The organism is Pseudoalteromonas sp. PAB 2.2, from assembly GCF_001938575.1.
Classification (GTDB): Bacteria; Pseudomonadota; Gammaproteobacteria; order Enterobacterales; family Alteromonadaceae; genus Pseudoalteromonas; species Pseudoalteromonas lipolytica.
On sequence record NZ_LYPI01000007.1, the window covers coordinates 41,103 to 58,265 of the forward strand.

The 17,163-nt window shown below is 38.3% G+C and carries 13 protein-coding genes; 9 read left to right on the forward strand and 4 right to left on the reverse strand.

The window, feature by feature from the left end; all coding sequences use genetic code 11:
• Window positions 1–24: 24 nt before the first annotated feature.
• Genes BWD47_RS00695 through BWD47_RS00710 form a run of 4 tightly spaced genes read right to left on the reverse strand, consistent with a single transcriptional unit; the run spans window position 25 to window position 2,390 of the window.
• Window positions 25–540: a DUF411 domain-containing protein gene (locus tag BWD47_RS00695; protein ID WP_227006877.1), complete on the reverse strand. Its 516-nt coding sequence runs from the start codon at window positions 538–540 to the stop codon at window positions 25–27.
• A 10-nt stretch (window positions 541–550) separates the two neighbouring features.
• Window positions 551–1,039 (reverse strand): DUF4440 domain-containing protein, encoded by a 489-nt coding sequence (locus tag BWD47_RS00700; RefSeq protein ID WP_074988538.1) that lies wholly within the window; start codon window positions 1,037–1,039, stop codon window positions 551–553.
• Between the two features lie 22 nt (window positions 1,040–1,061).
• The gene (locus BWD47_RS00705) at window positions 1,062–1,967 is read right to left on the reverse strand and encodes a copper resistance D family protein (protein WP_074988539.1); all 906 of its coding nucleotides are present in this window, start codon (window positions 1,965–1,967) and stop codon (window positions 1,062–1,064) included.
• A gap of 15 nt (window positions 1,968–1,982) precedes the next feature.
• On the reverse strand, window positions 1,983–2,390 hold the full coding sequence (locus BWD47_RS00710) for a copper resistance CopC family protein (RefSeq protein WP_074988540.1): 408 nt from the start codon (window positions 2,388–2,390) through the stop codon (window positions 1,983–1,985).
• A 226-nt stretch (window positions 2,391–2,616) separates the two neighbouring features.
• On the opposite strand from BWD47_RS00710, the gene BWD47_RS00715 reads away from it, so the two are divergent.
• The 9 genes from BWD47_RS00715 (at window position 2,617) to csm6 (ending at window position 17,142) form a co-directional block, all read left to right on the forward strand.
• Window positions 2,617–3,303 (forward strand): heavy metal response regulator transcription factor, encoded by a 687-nt coding sequence (locus BWD47_RS00715; RefSeq protein WP_036972381.1) that lies wholly within the window; start codon window positions 2,617–2,619, stop codon window positions 3,301–3,303.
• Window positions 3,293–4,693, forward strand: coding sequence for a heavy metal sensor histidine kinase (locus BWD47_RS00720; protein WP_036972380.1), 1,401 nt, complete (start codon window positions 3,293–3,295; stop codon window positions 4,691–4,693). Before BWD47_RS00715 ends, BWD47_RS00720 begins: the two co-directional genes overlap by 11 nt.
• A 341-nt stretch (window positions 4,694–5,034) precedes the next feature.
• Complete coding sequence (locus tag BWD47_RS00725; protein WP_036972379.1) at window positions 5,035–6,333, forward strand: PAS domain-containing methyl-accepting chemotaxis protein; 1,299 nt, start codon at window positions 5,035–5,037, stop codon at window positions 6,331–6,333.
• A 531-nt stretch (window positions 6,334–6,864) separates the two neighbouring features.
• Window positions 6,865–9,543, forward strand: coding sequence for a TonB-dependent receptor (locus BWD47_RS00730; RefSeq protein ID WP_074988541.1), 2,679 nt, complete (start codon window positions 6,865–6,867; stop codon window positions 9,541–9,543).
• Window positions 9,544–9,597: 54 nt separating this feature from the next.
• Window positions 9,598–11,040: a phosphoesterase gene (locus BWD47_RS00735; RefSeq protein ID WP_074988542.1), complete on the forward strand. Its 1,443-nt coding sequence runs from the start codon at window positions 9,598–9,600 to the stop codon at window positions 11,038–11,040.
• A gap of 3 nt (window positions 11,041–11,043) precedes the next feature.
• Window positions 11,044–11,613, forward strand: a complete 570-nt coding sequence (locus tag BWD47_RS00740) for an RNA polymerase sigma factor (RefSeq protein WP_083202742.1) — start codon at window positions 11,044–11,046, stop codon at window positions 11,611–11,613.
• Complete coding sequence (locus BWD47_RS00745; RefSeq protein WP_074988543.1) at window positions 11,614–12,561, forward strand: FecR domain-containing protein; 948 nt, start codon at window positions 11,614–11,616, stop codon at window positions 12,559–12,561.
• A gap of 4 nt (window positions 12,562–12,565) precedes the next feature.
• On the forward strand, window positions 12,566–15,511 hold the full coding sequence (locus BWD47_RS00750; RefSeq protein WP_074988544.1) for a TonB-dependent receptor: 2,946 nt from the start codon (window positions 12,566–12,568) through the stop codon (window positions 15,509–15,511).
• 512 nt (window positions 15,512–16,023) lie between these two features.
• On the forward strand, window positions 16,024–17,142 hold the full coding sequence (gene csm6, locus BWD47_RS00755) for a CRISPR-associated ring nuclease Csm6 (protein ID WP_074988545.1): 1,119 nt from the start codon (window positions 16,024–16,026) through the stop codon (window positions 17,140–17,142).
• The last annotated feature ends 21 nt before the right edge of the window (window positions 17,143–17,163 follow it).

Here is a 17,163-nt window from a genome sequence, read left to right on the forward strand (position 1 = left end):
TAGTTATAGCGTATGCCTAATTCATTAAAATTGCTCGGCATATTGTTCAATATATTGATAACTTACAGCGGGTGAATCTATTGTTAGTAAATTAATGTTGTATTTATGGAATACGTTCCCCATTTCCATCCCTGGCGTACCCACGGGCATGGCAGGAACACTTAAGCCTATCGTACCTTCAGGGTGTTGCTCTGATAAGAATTGCTTAACAAATTTAGCGGGAACATGCCCCTCAAAAATAAAGCCATCGGCTGACACCGCCGTGTGGCATGAGCGCTGATTTGGTTTTATCTGATAGTTATTTTTTATGGTGCCCATATCAACAACATCAATGGCTGTTGTGTTAAAGCCATTTTTGTTCATATGTGTGACCCACTCTTTGCAACAGCCACAATTTTTACTTTTATACACAGTGAGTTCACTATTTGAATCATGTGTGTGTTGATTGCTGTTATGGGTTAAGGGTTGATTACTAGTTGTTGCCATCACTGGCAAATTGCTCATAAAAAGTAGTAATGAAGCAAGGTAAGCTGTTCGCATGTTGTACTCCTTAATTGGACCAGTGGATATGAGTGATTTTCCATCCATTGTCGGTATTTTTGAGTGTTATTGTTTCCATTCCAATACTCTTTATTTCTTTCCCTTTGTAGCTGCCTTCGGTTGAGCTTCTGGCAATTGAGAAAGCTATATCGCCCTGCGTGAATACCTGATGCTCTAATAATGTGCTTTCAACGGCTTTTAAAAATGCCATATCTGCATGCATATGGTGATTTGCGTATTCATCTGCTGAGCGTTCAATACCGCCTCCTTCAAAAATAATAACATTGTCAGCGAGTAGTTTACGAGCTGTGACTTGATCACCCTGTTTTAGTGCTTTTTTAAACGCGGTTACAGTGTGTGCGGGTTCACTGTCGATACCAACAAATAAGGTGCTTTTGTTTGGATGAGCTTCATCACCGTGTGCGTTAACAGCAAACGAGCTGAGTGCACCTAAAAGTAGCAGTGATATCATTTTTAATTGTGATGTGTTTTTTAGCATGCGTTTTTTCTCTACTTCATAGTTAAATAGGAGGGCCAACAAGTGTGGTAAAAACACTTGTTGTGATAAGTACAAAAAGCGCTATGACCATTTCAACAGCGATAGAGCCTTTTAAGGTTTCAAAATACCGTTGCCGGTTAATATTAGGGACTAAAAATAGTTTATGCCATGCGCCAAGCAAAAGCATGGCGCTGACAAGCAGTAACTTCAGTAAAATTAATTGGCCATAAGTTGAAGTAAATAATGCAGAAAATGAGTGCAGATACTGTTGTAAAAGCGCCAAGCCAGACACAAGCAATACAACGACAATAATGATGGCCATTTGTCCAAAGTGATGCATTATTTTTTCAACGTCGGTTTTGATAAGCAAGGTGCAGCTTTTAAGCAATGGCCATAATGCGCCAATCCAACAGGCTAAAGCCGCAAGATGAAAGGTCAAAATACTTTTTACTAAGGCATTTTCATTGGCACTGTGACCAGTAATAGAAAAACTATACGCAATAAGAGCCGCTATGATTAGCATAAGAGCAAAGTTGAATTTTTCTGCGTTGTTATTTTCTGCCTTCACATTCCACAAGGAGGCAACCATAAGTGCGACTAAGAAACTAACAATCCTTAAACGCGCTTGCTCGCCAATTACCGAGTACCAAACAATCTCGAGCATTGGGCGATCTAACATTCCCATAAAACCTGATTCGGCAATGGCACCTGCCTCTATTGGTGTTTGCAAAACAGCTGCTATTAAACCAACCATTAAACATTTGATTTGCCAGTGCTTCAAGAAATATAAAAACGCAGTATGCTGGTTTCCATTAAGGTGAAAATGGCTAATAAAACGTATCAGTAATGTACCTGCAAGTGCTGCTATAGCCGTATAGTTTGCTAGTTTCATTAACAGTAAAAGCAGCGACCACTCACTAAATTGCATTGTCATGACCTAAGGCTAGTGATTATGATTACCATGGCCATTTTCTGGCATTTTTGTTTTATTACTATGCTTTGTAGCATGGATCATGAAAGTGAATTCCCCTGTCATTTTATGGCCATCACCACCGAGTGCGATCCATTTTACCGTGTAATTGCCTTGCTTTAAGTGCGGCAGTGGCCAACTAAAATCACTACTTGGAGCTGCTGTAGGCTTAAAATCGAAGTCGATTGGTTGTTTATGTGCATCTTGAACGACTATTTTTGCTAATCTTACTTTTCCGCTAAACGCGAGCGATAGCTGCTCAGGGCTACTCATTAACATTGCTTTATCTTGTGGCAGAGTGTGTGTTACTGAGACATGAGCCGATGCCATAAATGGCATTGTTAGTACGAACATGAATGCGACATACTTAAAAAATTTCATAATTACCTTCTTACTTGTTATTAAAAATTAAACAGATTGCAACAAAGTGTGACGTAAAAAACGATTACTGACTCTGTTAATAAATAGAAAAACATGCCATAAGTTTAGAAAGTTGACCTGTCTTCAGCATGACGTGAACATGACAAAGTTGTAATCTTGGTGTCATGTTGCTGTTGTGATTAAAACACCATAATAATAACGGCTATGATTTTGATGAAGGATTGAAATGCGCTTACTAATAGTTGAAGACGAATTAAAAACAGGAAATTACCTAAAACAAGGTTTAACTGAAGCCGGTTTTCAAGTGTCACTAGCGCGAAATGGACTCGATGGTCATCATTTAGCCATGACAGAATTATTTGACGTAATAATTCTCGATGTGATGTTACCTGATGTATCTGGGTGGCGAATTTTACAATCACTTCGCGAAGCAAAAAAACAGACCCCTGTTCTTTTTTTATCAGCGCGAGACAGTGTCGATGACAGAGTTAAAGGACTTGAACTAGGGGCTGATGATTATTTAATTAAACCATTCGCATTTTCTGAAGTGTTAGCAAGAGTGCGCACTTTACTTAGGCGAGGCGGCACACAAAAAGTAGAAGATGTCTTAAAAATAGCCGACCTAGAAATGAATATTCCAAAAAGAAAAGTTCAACGTGCAGGCCAACGCATTACCTTAAGTAATAAAGAGTTTAGTTTACTCGAGCTATTACTGCGCCGTGAAGGGGAAGTACTGCCTCGTTCATTAATCGCTTCACAAGTGTGGGACATGAATTTTGATAGTGATACCAACGTGATTGATGTTGCAATAAGAAGGCTTCGCAGCAAAGTGGATGATGATTTTACAGTAAAGCTAATACACACAGTAAGAGGGATGGGATACAAGTTAGAGGCAATGCCTAATGCGAGTTAGCACGCGACCCTTGTCATTAACGATGCGAGTTTTGTTATTTGTAGCAATAACAATTATTGGCTGTTTCACCTTTGTGGCCTCACTCATAAATAGCTCAATAGAGCATCATTTTTTGCAACAAGACAGTGGCGAGTTACAGGTTATCACGCAATCAGTTGAGTCTGTATTATCACAGCCTTTTCAATCACAAAAACAGCTTGAAAACGCATTGTCGATTGCTGTTGTTGGGCATCATGGGGTGTACTACCAAGTAAATACGTTAGAGGGAGAGCTTGTATATCAAAGCTCCCATAATGATTTTACTGAATTAGCAATGCGCGCGAAAGCTTCTCAGGGGTTTAAAAAGGAGAACATAATTACATGGCATACAGGCAGTAAGGCGTATCGTGCATTAGTCAGTGAGCTAGAGACATCTAAACAGCATTATAAAATAGCCGTTGCGATTGATATGAGCTTCCATCTGCGCTTTTTAACCCAGTTTAAACAGAGTTTATGGGTCATTATGTTAGGCTCGGCTGTGTTAGTGTTGCTTGTCGCATGGATTGCTATACATCAAGGTCTTAACCCTTTACGTGGGTTAACTCAAAAAATGCTTGATATACAAACCAATAAAATGGATGTCAGGTTAGATCATAATAATGTTCCTGTTGAGCTTGAAAACATGGTGCAGTCTTTTAATGTGATGTTAGATAGGCTGCAAAGTGAGTTTATTCGCTTATCTAACTTTTCCAGCGATATAGCTCATGAGTTAAGAACCCCCTTAACAAATATCATTACCCAAACGCAGGTGGGCTTATCAAAATCAAGAGCGGTTGTTGACTATCAAGAGCTGTTATTCTCAAATCTTGAAGAGTTAGAAAGATTAACAAAAATGGTCAATGACATGCTGTGGCTTGCAAAAACTCAGAACGGTTTAATAAAGCCAAAACAACAAATTTTGCAAAGTCATGACGAGATAGCGTCGCTATTTGACTACTTTGATGCGTTGGCGGAAGAAGTAGGTATTTGTTTTAAAACAGAGGGTGAAAACCTGCGTTTTTACTGTGATCAGTTACATTTTAGACAGCTGTTATCAAACTTACTCTCTAACGCTATTCGGTATACCCCAAAAGGGGCTTCAATTTCAGTTAAAAGCGAAAAAGTAAGCGCAGATACAGTGTGTATTTCGGTTGTGAATCCCGGTGAGAAAATACCCGCTGAACATTTACCGTATTTGTTCGACCGTTTTTATCGGCCGGATAAATCAAGACAAAAACACAGTGATGGTGTGGGGCTCGGTTTAGCCATTGTTAAAGCGCTCGCAGAGGCCAATGATGGCGCGATAAAAGTTTACTCCGACGAGCACGAAACGTGTTTTAGTGTGTATTTAAAGTCAGCTAAATTAACGTGAGCGCACCTATCTGAGGATATTAAAACGCAGCGCTCACTGTAAAAACGCTATTGTAAAAATAAAAGCAAGAGTAAAATACTTTAATCAGTCGTGATCAAAACCCTCCAGTTCTTCGTATAACACTTTTATTAATCGTTAAAGTTAATTAATCTCTCAATGTATGAAACAGCGTTAATCACATGGGGTCGTGTTTTACACGTATAACCTCATTTCACCCGACCTTTTATGTAGTCATGCCTTACCTTTATTAAATACAGTTATTGGCAAAAAACGTAATCTTCCTAGACACTTGATTCTGAGTGCTCTACTTTTAGCGTATGTAACCTAAAGGAAACCAGTTTATGTGGTTCACTAATCGCAAGTTGCTGTCTGAAATTGCTGAATTAAAAAAGCAAACAGTTGAGTTTGAAAATATAAAGCAAGAATTGAAAGAGGAAATGCTGTACTTTTTGCTAAGCAAAGATGGCCGTATTCTCGAAGTTAATCAACTATTTGCAACCGCGATAGAATACAAAGAAAGTGAGCTTGTTGGTTTAAATTTCAATGACCTGATTGTTAAAAAGTCGCTCAAAAAACCTCACACACAAAAAATGCTTTCAGCCATAAAAAAAGTGAGCCATTGGCATGGCGCTTTGCAGCTCGTAACGCAGTCTGGGCGTGAGTTATGGCTTAGAAGTATTGTACAACCAATTAATAATGAGTTAGCTGTTTACTCGGCAGAGCTTACGCGCACTATTTCTCAATCAAGAGAAAAAGAAGATATGCTTGCGGCTTTGAGTCGTTCATCTGCGGTTATCGAATTCAGCTTAGACGGTATTATTTTAAACGCCAATGATAACTTTCTGACCTCTATGGGTTACTCCAAAAGCCAAATATTGGGTAAACACCACAGTATGTTTTGCGACCCTGAAGAAGCTAAATCGAACGCTTATAAACAGTTTTGGTCTGAATTAAAACACGGACGGTTTATTTCTGATCGTTTTAAAAGATTAGATAGTTACGGTAACGAAGTATGGTTAGAAGCCTCGTACAATCCAATTCATAACAATGATGGAGAACTCTATAAAGTCGTAAAGTTTGCAACAGTAATAACCGATCAGATGCAAAGAGAATTTGCAATATCTGAAACGGCTGGTATTGCTTATGACATTTCTAAACGAACAGATGCCGACGCTGAAATAGGGTTAGGTGTCGTAAAGCAAACAATTGTTACAGTGAATAACTTATCAAAGAAACTCGAAGTAGCCAGCGAAAGTGTTAATAACCTCGACGTACAGTCGTCTAAGATTGCTCAATTAGTCGAAAGTATTAAAGGTATTGCCGATCAAACTAATTTGCTGGCATTAAACGCTGCTATCGAAGCCGCGAGGGCGGGTGACCAAGGACGAGGTTTCTCCGTTGTTGCAGATGAAGTTAGGCAACTGGCATCAAGAACGAGTTTGGCCACAGAGCAAATAATCAACGTCGTGTCTGAGAATAAAGCGCTTACTCAAGATGCTGTAACCGAAATTGAGTCGAGTTTAGCTGAGGCCAAAGATGCCTTGGAGTTATCGAATAAATCAGGCTCTGTTATTAATGATATTCAAAAAGGGGCTAAGGAAGTTGTTGAGGCCGTCGGGCAGTTTAGAACCAGTCTTTAGGCACCAATGTGCCTAAAAACCTGTGTAGGCCAGAAAATGATAAATTTTCACTCCTGCTGCTGTAGTAGCTAAGCACTGAATATGCATGAACGAAGCCGTTGTTTTAAAAATAGATAGATTAGCGCTTTAAAGCTATAAATATACCAACTTCCTCGTTCATGTAGGGGAGCCTACAGTTATCTCTCTCGACATTACTCTTGTAAGCTCTATTTTGGAATAGAGTAAAATAAATATGCTTTCTTATGTCCTTGGCAATCAAACTATAATCTTTTTGGAATTTATACTACGTGATAGTATTATTTTAAATATCAACTAACTGATATAAAAGAAATAAATATTAATTAATCCCTTTGTAAGTTCGCCTTCTTAAAGCTCACTTTAGGAGGGTATGTGTTTTCGCTATATGTAATCTTCATAGAAAACAGCCTATGTAATAAATTCTTCATCATAAAAATTGTCTGCTTTTTGAAAAAAAAAGCTCTTTAAGAGTGTTCTGCCATTTAACTATTTAACCAGTAACACGGAATTTTTATGGACACTCTATTAAAGAAAAGCATTATTTCAAGCGCTATTTTATCGGCGTTAAGTATTACTCCCCAAGTAGCTGCACAAGCTGATGAGCAAATAAAAGATATGGAAGTGATTGAAGTTTCCTCTTTCAGACGCTCTCTTATCAAAGCAAAAGATATGAAAAGAGAGGCAATGATTGCCCGAGATTCTATTTTGGCTGAGGATATCGCAGATTTTCCAGATTTGAATTTAGCAGATGCGCTGCAACGTGTACCAGGTGTGACTATTACACGTGAAGCCGGTGAGGGAAGACAAATTTCTTTGCGTGGTCTCGGCCCTGATTTCACTCGCGTACAAGTCAATGGCATGGAGGCAATGGGAACATCATCATCTCCTATGGATGCTAAAGGCGGAGTAAGTCGAACACGTGGTTTTGACTTTAATGTATTCGCAGCAGAACTGTTCAACCGTATCGACGTGAATAAAACATTTTCTGCTGATCAAGAAGAAGGGGGGATCGGCGGAACTGTTGGTTTGTATTCAGCCAAACCATTTGATTATGACGGTGCCAAGGGGGCAATTTCAGTTAAAGGCGGTTATAACGATAATAGCGAAGAAACTGACCCGCGTTTTGCAGGCTTGCTTTCTAATACTTGGGGGAATTTCGGTGCATTAGCTTCTGTTGCTTACAGCGAGCGCTCAACAACTGAGTTCGGTACAAATACAACTCGTTGGCGTAAAGAAGGTGGAAAAATAACGGCAGATGAAAGTAACACTGAACTTCAAGCTGAATTGGATTCTACAGAGCTTTGGTTTCCAAGAGGTCATAGATACTCTTTATGGAACAATAATCAAAAAAGATTGGGTGTTACGGCCGCACTTCAATTTAAGCCAAGTGATGACGTAAGTTTAACGCTTGATGTATTACATGCGAAATTAGAAAACGAGCAAAATGAGCATCACTCTGCGGTAAAAGATAATAAAACAGTTAAAGATTTAGAGTGGATTGATAATGATGGGCAAAAGGAAGTCATCTATGCGAGTTACGCAGATGCAACGTGGCGTAATGAAAATTCAGCACGATATAACGAGTCTGTATTTGATCAATATACGCTAACTTTGGATTGGTCCTTAAATGATGACCTAAGCATGATGGCACTCGTTGGAACGAGTTCTTCAGATTTTGATCAACCACGAGTTCAAAAGTCTAATATTCATGCAAAAGGTAAAGTTGACATTATTACTGATTTTACCCAGGACAGATTTTATGGCCTTAGCTACTCGCCGGATTTTAATACGACAAGCCGTGATCAGTTCGAGATAAAAGATATTTACCTTCAAGAAGACTACATAACAAATGATTTTGATACAGCTAAAGTTGATTTCACTTATTTAGTAGGTGACTCCGGCACAGTGAAGTTCGGGTTAAATTATAAAAAGTTTGAAAACAGTGCCTACCAACTTACGCAAAGTAACGCGCAAAATATTGCGAATCAAAATACAGGTATTCTTACTTTAGACGATAACCTTGTAAACGTATTTACTCAGCATCCTGATCATCAATGGGTACAAGGCGATTTAAGTGCATTACTAGATTTTTATGGTTTATCTAACTATCGAATCGACGCCTCAATGCTAACTGAAAATGACAAATCTCCAGTAAGTGAAACAACCCAGGCTGCTTATGCTGAGTATCAATTTGAAAGTTCTATAGCAGGTAAGCCTTTACATGTTAGTGCTGGCCTGCGTTACTTTGATACAGAAATTAAAGCGTCGGGTATCTCAAATGGTATCGATATTGAGTCAACGCGAAACTACTCAGATATATTACCTACCTTAAACATGGTTTATGAGCTAGATGAAGATATTTTATGGCGCTTTTCTGCCAGTAAGAACATCACTCGTCCTTCACTGGGCTCGTTAAGTTATAACGCGACAGTGTCTCAAACTTCCGGTGAGGCGATTACTAGCGTGAATATGGGTAATCCTGAACTAGAGCCGTTCGAGTCAGTGAGCTTTGATACCTCGTTTGAATGGTACTTCGAAGATGTTGGCTACGCATCAGCTGCTTTTTACTACAAAGACATTGATAACTTTATTGTAAGTACAACAACGGAAGTTGTGTATTCATCTTTAGGTTTACCCGCAGAACTGCTACCTGCGGATAAGTCGATGGACAGTATATTTTACTTACAACGGCCTGAAAATATGGATTCATCAAAAATCAAAGGCGCTGAAATTGCATTCTCTAGAGACTTTGATTTTTTAAGTGCACCATTTAACAACTTGGGTATCGTCGCAAATTATACCTATGCCGATGGTGAAGCTATGTATCGTGACATTTACGGGGTTGAAGGTAATAACCAAACTAAGCCATTCACAGGCCTCTCAAAAAATAGTTATAACTTTACTCTTTATTACGAAGTTGACTCATGGGGAGCGCGCGTTTCAGCTGCTTATCGTAGTCCTTATATTGCAGGAGCGTCATCAAGTGGTGATCAAGATGAAAGTGGCTTCCATAGTACAACATATATTGATTTTTCAGCATTTTATCAGTTAACAGACAGTGTAAAGTTAAGCCTTGAAGGTATTAATTTAACTGATGAGCGCGAAGAGTTTTATAGCGACTCACATGACAGAGCGTATAACACGACGACAAGTGGACGTACTTATATGCTCGGCTTGACAGCTGAATTTTAACTTTATTTAAAAGCCACAAAACACCTGTTTTGTGGCTTTGCTGAGATTTTTATAATGATTAATCGATATACGCTTTTTTTTGTAACTTTTATTTCTGGCTGTTCAACTCATTCTCCTCAAAGCCAGAATGAAGAATTTATCATCCCTGAAGGAGAAAGGACTTGGCTAGCCGGTGATCATCACATCCACGGTAAGTACAGTGCAAAGTGGAACTTAGAAACAAGCCCTCCGACTCCAATTCTCTTTGGCGACGCACATTATTTTACTGCGCTCAATGCGACGATGGCGAAAATGCATGGTTTAGATTGGATGGTGACGACAGACCATGGTGGCCCCGGGCACAGTAAACTGAATTTAGAGCAGGCTTACCCAGAATTGCTAGATTCAAGAAAGGCTGTTCCGCAGGTATTACAGTTTTATGGTATGGAGTTTGACATGCCATCTGCTCGTCATGGCAGTTTAATTATTCCAAAGAGTGAAAAAGAGGCTGCACAACTTTTCGAAATTGAAAGTAAATTTAATCGTCGAGAAGTATCACCTCATGAGTATTTAAGAGGTACGCAAGCGTTTATGCTCAAAGCGCTTGAGTATATGCAAACAATGTCACCCAAGCCCATATTGGCAGTTAACCACCCCTCACGACAAGCACCAAAACTAAATGTGTTTACTAAAGTAACGCCTGAAAAGATGCGTCAATGGCAAGATGCTGCACCGGATGTTATTACTGGTATGACTGCAATTCCAGGTCATCAGGCTGCAAGTATTAACCCTGATGGTTCAAATGACCCCACAGCCGAACGTGCTGAATATTATGGCTACCCAACCCATGGTGGAACAGATCAAATGTCGGCGATTGTAGGGGGTGTTTGGGATAGTTTATTGGGTGAGGGGCGCAAATGGAGTGTCACAGCTGTTTCTGATAGCCATGCACATTACACTGAAGGGCGCACAGACTTTTGGCCAGGAGAATATGCGAAAACATATGTGTATGCTAAAAAAGATTACGCTAGCGTATTAGAGGCATTTAGAGCAGGAAATGTGTTTATAACTACAGGTGATCTCATCGATAGCTTATTTGTCTCTGTTTCACAAGGTGAACAAAAGGCACAAATTGGAGAGTCACTAACGAATAATAACTCAGCTCCTCTTGTCGTAAACATTGCATTTAAAACCCCAAAACAAAAAAACTTTAATGGTGACTCCCCCTCTGTAGCAAGAGTAGATCTAATTTATGGTGAGGTATTAAAGGATAAAAAGTTTATTAAGCAAAACATTAATCCAACAACAAAAGTAGTGAAGCGCTTTTATCCTAAAGACTGGAAAGAGCAAGGCGATTATCAGGTGATGTCTTTTACTTTACCCTTGGGAACGAAAAAAGGTTATATCAGGGTTAGAGGAACTAATCTTCTCAACGAATTAGAACCAGAAGTTGATCTAAAAGGTGAAAATCCTTGGGATGACTTATGGTTTTATAGCAACCCTGTGTACATAAAGTAACTTATGAAAATGCAGAACTATAATCGACAATACAATTGTAATATTGCTGTTGTATTGTCGCAAACAAATCCCAAAAGTGTAATCAAAATGCCTGAAGTTGAAGAGCCACGTGAGCAGCAGTCTCTTTCAGAAAGTAGTCAATTACGAAGGTACTTATCTCGAAGAGCACAATGCTCAGATGAAGCGGCGGATATTTATCAAGAATCAGTTGTTCGTGTGCTAGAGCAGGCTAAAAAAAGCCCTATCTCTAATCCTATTGCTTATGCTATCAGCATTGCTAAAAATCTTTTGTCTCAACGAACACCACATAATGATGATGGAATTGAAGAACTTTCAACAACTCAAACAAATCCAGAGCTAAATTTACAAAGAACACAAAAGCTAGAGTTAATTTATCAAGCATTAGAGAGAATGCCAGAGCAGCGCCGGCGTGTTTTTGAATTAAGAAGGTTACACGGAGAAAGTCGAGAGTCTATCGCGAATCAACTGAATATCTCATCAGAAACCGTGACACGTCATATATCAAGAGCAATGGTCGATATTCAGCGCTACCTAGATGAAAAGATAAAGTAAATGCCAATAAAAGACACTCAAAAAATGAATGAGCATGTGTACCAAGAAGCCGCATTGTGGATTGATACGCTCGCAGATGGAAAACTCGATGATTTACAAAAACGCCGGTTTATGAAGTGGCTTGATTTAACACCACAGAATAGGCAGATTTTTGAATCTATGTTAGCAACATGGCAAGACCCTGATATTGAAATTGCTTTTAAACAGTTGAAGGCAATAAAAGCAAAACCTAAATATCAATTTGGTATGCTAGTCGCCTCATTTTGTAGTGCTATTGTATTGTGCTTTGCCGTATTTTTTTACCCCAGTCAGCAAACGCCAGAAGCTTATTTATTAACGGCTAAAAATCAGTCTGTAACATATAAACTTTCAGATGGAAGCCAATTAGAATTGCAAACATCGGGCGCAATTAAAGTTGCGTACTCGTCATCAACTAGAGAGCTTCTACTCCAAGACGGGCAAGCCTATTTTTCTGTTGCAAAAGATAAAAACCGGCCCTTTATTGTGTCGACTGATTTTGGTGAGATAAAAGCTGTAGGAACCCAATTTAATGTCGATACACACCCGTCTTTTGCTGAATTAACGGTGTACGAAGGCATCGTTGAAGTGAAGAACAGAGTAAATGGTCGTCACACGCTCGTAAAAGCAGGTGAGAGGGTTCGTATTGAAGCTGAATTAACGAGTGAGATAAGTAAAGTTGATCTAGCAAACATCGTTGATTGGCGTTCAGGGTGGATTGAAATATCAGATCAAAACTTGGCATATTTGATTGAGCATTTAAATAGATATAGTAAAAAGAAAATAATTCTAAAAACAACGCAGCTAATGAACCAGAAAGTAGCAGGTCGCTTTCGTCTAGATGATACAGACCAAGTTGTAGATATGTTGAGTCAAATGTACTCACTAAATATCTCAGAAAACAATGACTACCTCATATTAACGCCATGAGATTATGCTAATAAAATATTGGGTATTGGGATTATTATTGCTGTCGAGTGGGGCATGTGCGTCACAGCTGAGTCAATACCAGGTTAGGTTTGAACAGCAGTCTTTAGAGGAAGCTGTAAACTTGTTTTCTCGAACTGTTGAACAGACAATTTTATATGATCCTAACCTTATTCAAGGTTATAAATCAGGCCCAGTTAGTGGAACTTTTACAGCGCGACAGCTAATTTCTAAATTACTTAAAGAGACGCCACTGTGCGCGAGTGAAATTAATTCTGGTTGGGTATTGTCAATTTGTCCTAAACAAAAAAAATCACAACCTTCTTCCGTGCCTGTGTTAAAAAACACTTTCGTCTCTCAAAGCTCGCCTATTCCCGAAGAAATCGTTGTTATGGGATTTCGCGATTCATTAAAAAAGGCGAGTGAGCTCAAGCGACTGGCATTAATCTCTCAGGATTCAATTTTAGCAGAAGATATTGCTGATTTTCCGGATTTAAACTTGGCTGATTCTTTACAGCGAGTGTCAGGTGTTTCTATCACGCGGGAGGCAGGAGAAGGAAGGCAAATATCATTAAGAGGACTTGGACCTGATTTTACAAAAGTAACAATCAATGGCATTGAAGCTCTGGGCATGACCTCATCGCCAATGGATGCTAGAGGAGCTGTATCACGTACTAGGGCATTTGACTTTAACTTATTTTCAGCTGAATTGTTTAGCCAAGTTGATGTACAAAAATCGTACGTCGCTTCCATGCTTGAAGGCGGAATAGGCGGTAATGTAACGTTAAGCACCCCCTTACCTTTCGATTTAAAAAAGCCCGTTAGTATTTTTTCATATCGACATGGTATCAATTCAAATAATCCGCAATCAGATCCCCGAGTATCTATGATGTATTCTGGTTTATGGAATAACTGGGGTGGATTAATTTTAACGACATACTCTGAAAGGAACGCTACAGAATATGGAACAAATACAACTCGTTGGAGGCAAGAAAATAAACAGTATGTTGGTAAACTAGCCCACCAGCAAGAGTACCTCGATAGATTAGGTTTATGGTATCCGAGGGGACATCGATACTCCTTATGGAATAACAATCAAAAAAGGTTGGGAGTTACAGCTGCATTTCAATTTAAGCCTAACAGTAAATTCGAGACTGCAATACACCTACTGTATAACTCGCTAAAAAATGACTTAGATGAACATCATCTTGCGGTTAAAAATAACAACCGCGTAGCAAATGTAATCTGGGAAGAAAACAATACTGAAAATGAAGTAATTTATGCAGAGTATCCAGATGCATCATGGAGAATTGAAAACCGTAAAGATTTTAATGAGTCAGTTTTCAAGCAAATTTCAATTGATACACATTACACTGTAAAGAATGATTTGAGTTTGAACCTTGTTATCGGGGCAAATGACTCAGACTATCAACAGCCTAAATTAAATAAAGTTAATATTATTGCGGATGATCTACATATCATAACTGATTTTAGGCAAGATCCTTTTTATGGTACTAGTTACTCACCTAATTTTGATACAACTAATCCTTCAAAATTTAAAGTAAAAGATCTCTATTTTCAGGAAAATTATGTCGACACAAATGTATTTAACTCAAAAATAGAGCTTATTTACGATGTGAATCATGAGGTAGAGCTGCAATTAGGCCTAACTCATAGTACTTTAAAAAATTCAGGGCATGACCGAGTATTTTCTTATTATCCGGCTGCTGAATCAGCAGAACATGGTGAGAGTGGGTTATTGTCATTGAAAAACACACAGGTGTTTAGCCAACATCCAGATTTGGAATGGGTGGAAGCCGATATCGATGAAATTCAATCTTATTATGGCCTAAACGATCTTTCATTGAGTTCTGAGTATGTTATACCCTCAACAAATTTTAATGTGGAAGAGAAAACAAACGCTTTCTATGCAGTATTAAAATCAGAAAATAACACTGATACTTACCCTATAAACTACCAAATAGGCCTGCGTTGGTTTCAAACAGATTTAAGCTCTATTGGGCTTTCAAAAGGTAATCTAACTCAACGTGATAGAAGTTACGCAAAATGGCTGCCTAGCTTCAACGTGGTTTGGGACTTTGCAGATGAGATGTTGCTGAGATTTGGAACGAGTAAAAATATTACACGCCCTTCGTTATCTGATTTGTCTTATTCTGCGAATGTTTCTCAAGCATCGAGAGCGGAAGGTGAAATTGGGAATATTTCAATTGGAAACCCTGAACTAAGCCCGTTCGAGTCTGTGAATATTGACTCGTCCTACGAATGGTATTTTAATGATCAAGGCCTTTTATCATTTTCATTATTTTATAAAAACATAAATAACTTTGTCATTGAACAAGTCGATTTGATCAAATACAGTGAATTGGGGTTACCACCCTCATTATTACAAAGTGGGGACTCAATTGATGACTTATTTATGGTTTCAAAACCAGTTAACTCAGACTCATCCACCATAAAAGGCTTCGAAGTTTCATTAATAAAAGACTTCGATTTCTTACCTTCCCCATTTAGTAATTTTGGTATCAATGCAAACTTTACTTGGGCAGATGGAAAAACCCTTTATCGCAACGTACAAGGCTCCGGTAAGAACCAGTTCAAAACATTCGCGGGCTTGTCAAAACAAAGTTATAACCTAACTTTTTATTATGAATCCGATGATTGGGAAGCGAGAGTTTCATCGGCCTATAGGAGCAACTACATACTTTCAGTAGAGTCTGGTAATACAGACCAAGATGAGTCTGGTTATCATGCTACAAACTATATTGACTTTTCGGCGAAGTATAAGCTTTCTGATCAACTTGAGCTCACATTTGAAGGTTTGAATCTGACGGATGAAAGGCAAGAGCTGTATAGTGATTCTAATGATCGTGCTTATAATACAACTAAAAGCGGTCGTAGCTTCTTTTTAGGATTTACGTTGAAGTTAGACTAACTTTGCAAGATATAAGTGCTTAATAAAAGACCCAATTAATTTATTAACTCCCTTTTGTGTATTTAGTTCTCTTAAACATCTACAAAGCCTACTTTTAATACTTCTGTGTATTTAAAAACCTAATTTTTAACCTTCAAGTGCTTTACTAGTCTCACTGTCTAATTAGGTTGGTATTTCCTGACTACAGTTAATCATTCAATCTTGAATGATTAGAGAGTGATGCGGGTGTGTTGTTTGATCTAGATCTGAGTTCACTCTGATAATACGAGTGAGGGAATTGTATGCAAATATACTTTTCTATTTTGGTAATGCAAAGCGTATTGCCAACGATAATGTAAGGCGTGGCTTGAGGGCAATGAAGGAGTAGCGTGCTACTCTTTTTTTAAATTTAGGTATTAGAGAAAGTTCGCAAAACATTTATCGTCAATAAGTCATAAAAATAGCATTCGTCTCATACTTTTTGATTTTATTTAATATTCAGATATCATTCAGTTTCGTCAAAAGGAAATTGAATGAAACACATATTACTCATCATCACAGGGGCTAGCCCTCAAGTACTTACAGAAACCTTGTTTGCTATCCATAAGCAAGGCAAAAGTCTGCCAAACGAAATCTATGTCATCACAACGCAAAGTGCCAAACCTTTGCTGGTAGATGGGCTATTCAACCAAGGTCATTTTCAACAGTTATTAACAGACTACAAATTGCCAGAGATTGAGTTTTCTGAGAAAAATATTTGGCTTATTGAAGATCAAAACGGTCAACCTGTTTTTGATGCCAGTACTGAGGTTGAACAGGTCTATATGGCAGATTTTATAACCCGTAAGGTAGATGAGTTAACCAAACTTGAGAATACAGCAATACATGCATCAATTGCAGGTGGACGTAAAACAATGGCGTTTTACTTAGGATATGCCATGTCTCTCTTTGGGCGTGAGCAAGACACTCTAAGTCATGTATTTGTAGATGAGAGCTTTGAATTTCTAAAAGACTTTTGGTATCCGACTCCCCATTCAAAGTTTGTAAAAAATAAAGCAGGGAAATCGGTCGATTGCAAAAATGCCAATATTACTTTAACGAGCATACCTTATGTTCGCATGCGTAACCTAATTGATAACTCTGTGCTTACCAGTATCAAAAATGTATCTTTCAGTAAAACAGTAGCAAGTCTTAATACTGTCAACTCAAAAGTAATTTCATTAGTTATAAACCCTTCTGCTAAGCAGTTAACATTCGCGGGGATTGACATAAGCTTAACGGCAAAAGAAATGGCATTTTACTTATGGTTACTTGATCAGTATGAACTCAATGTAGATCGTTATTTTGAAGATACAACAAGTTATTCAGAGGCTTATTTAACTCAGTTTTCTAGGCTAGGTACTGACTTACGAGTATTTCGTGATACATTTGGAATCGAGCCGGAAGATTTTAAAATTAATAACTTAAGTGGCTTAAAGCCAATGGAAAAAACGTTTGTTCAGCAAACTCGTAGCCTAATTAATAAAAAACTTAATAATGCCTTGCCTATTGAGTTAGCAGAAAAGCTGTTAATTGGTTCAACCACCGTTGACGGTGGGACTATCTATCAAGTTAATGCACTAAATGGCAAAGTAAAAATAGAATTGATATAGCATTTTACAAGCTTGTAAAAG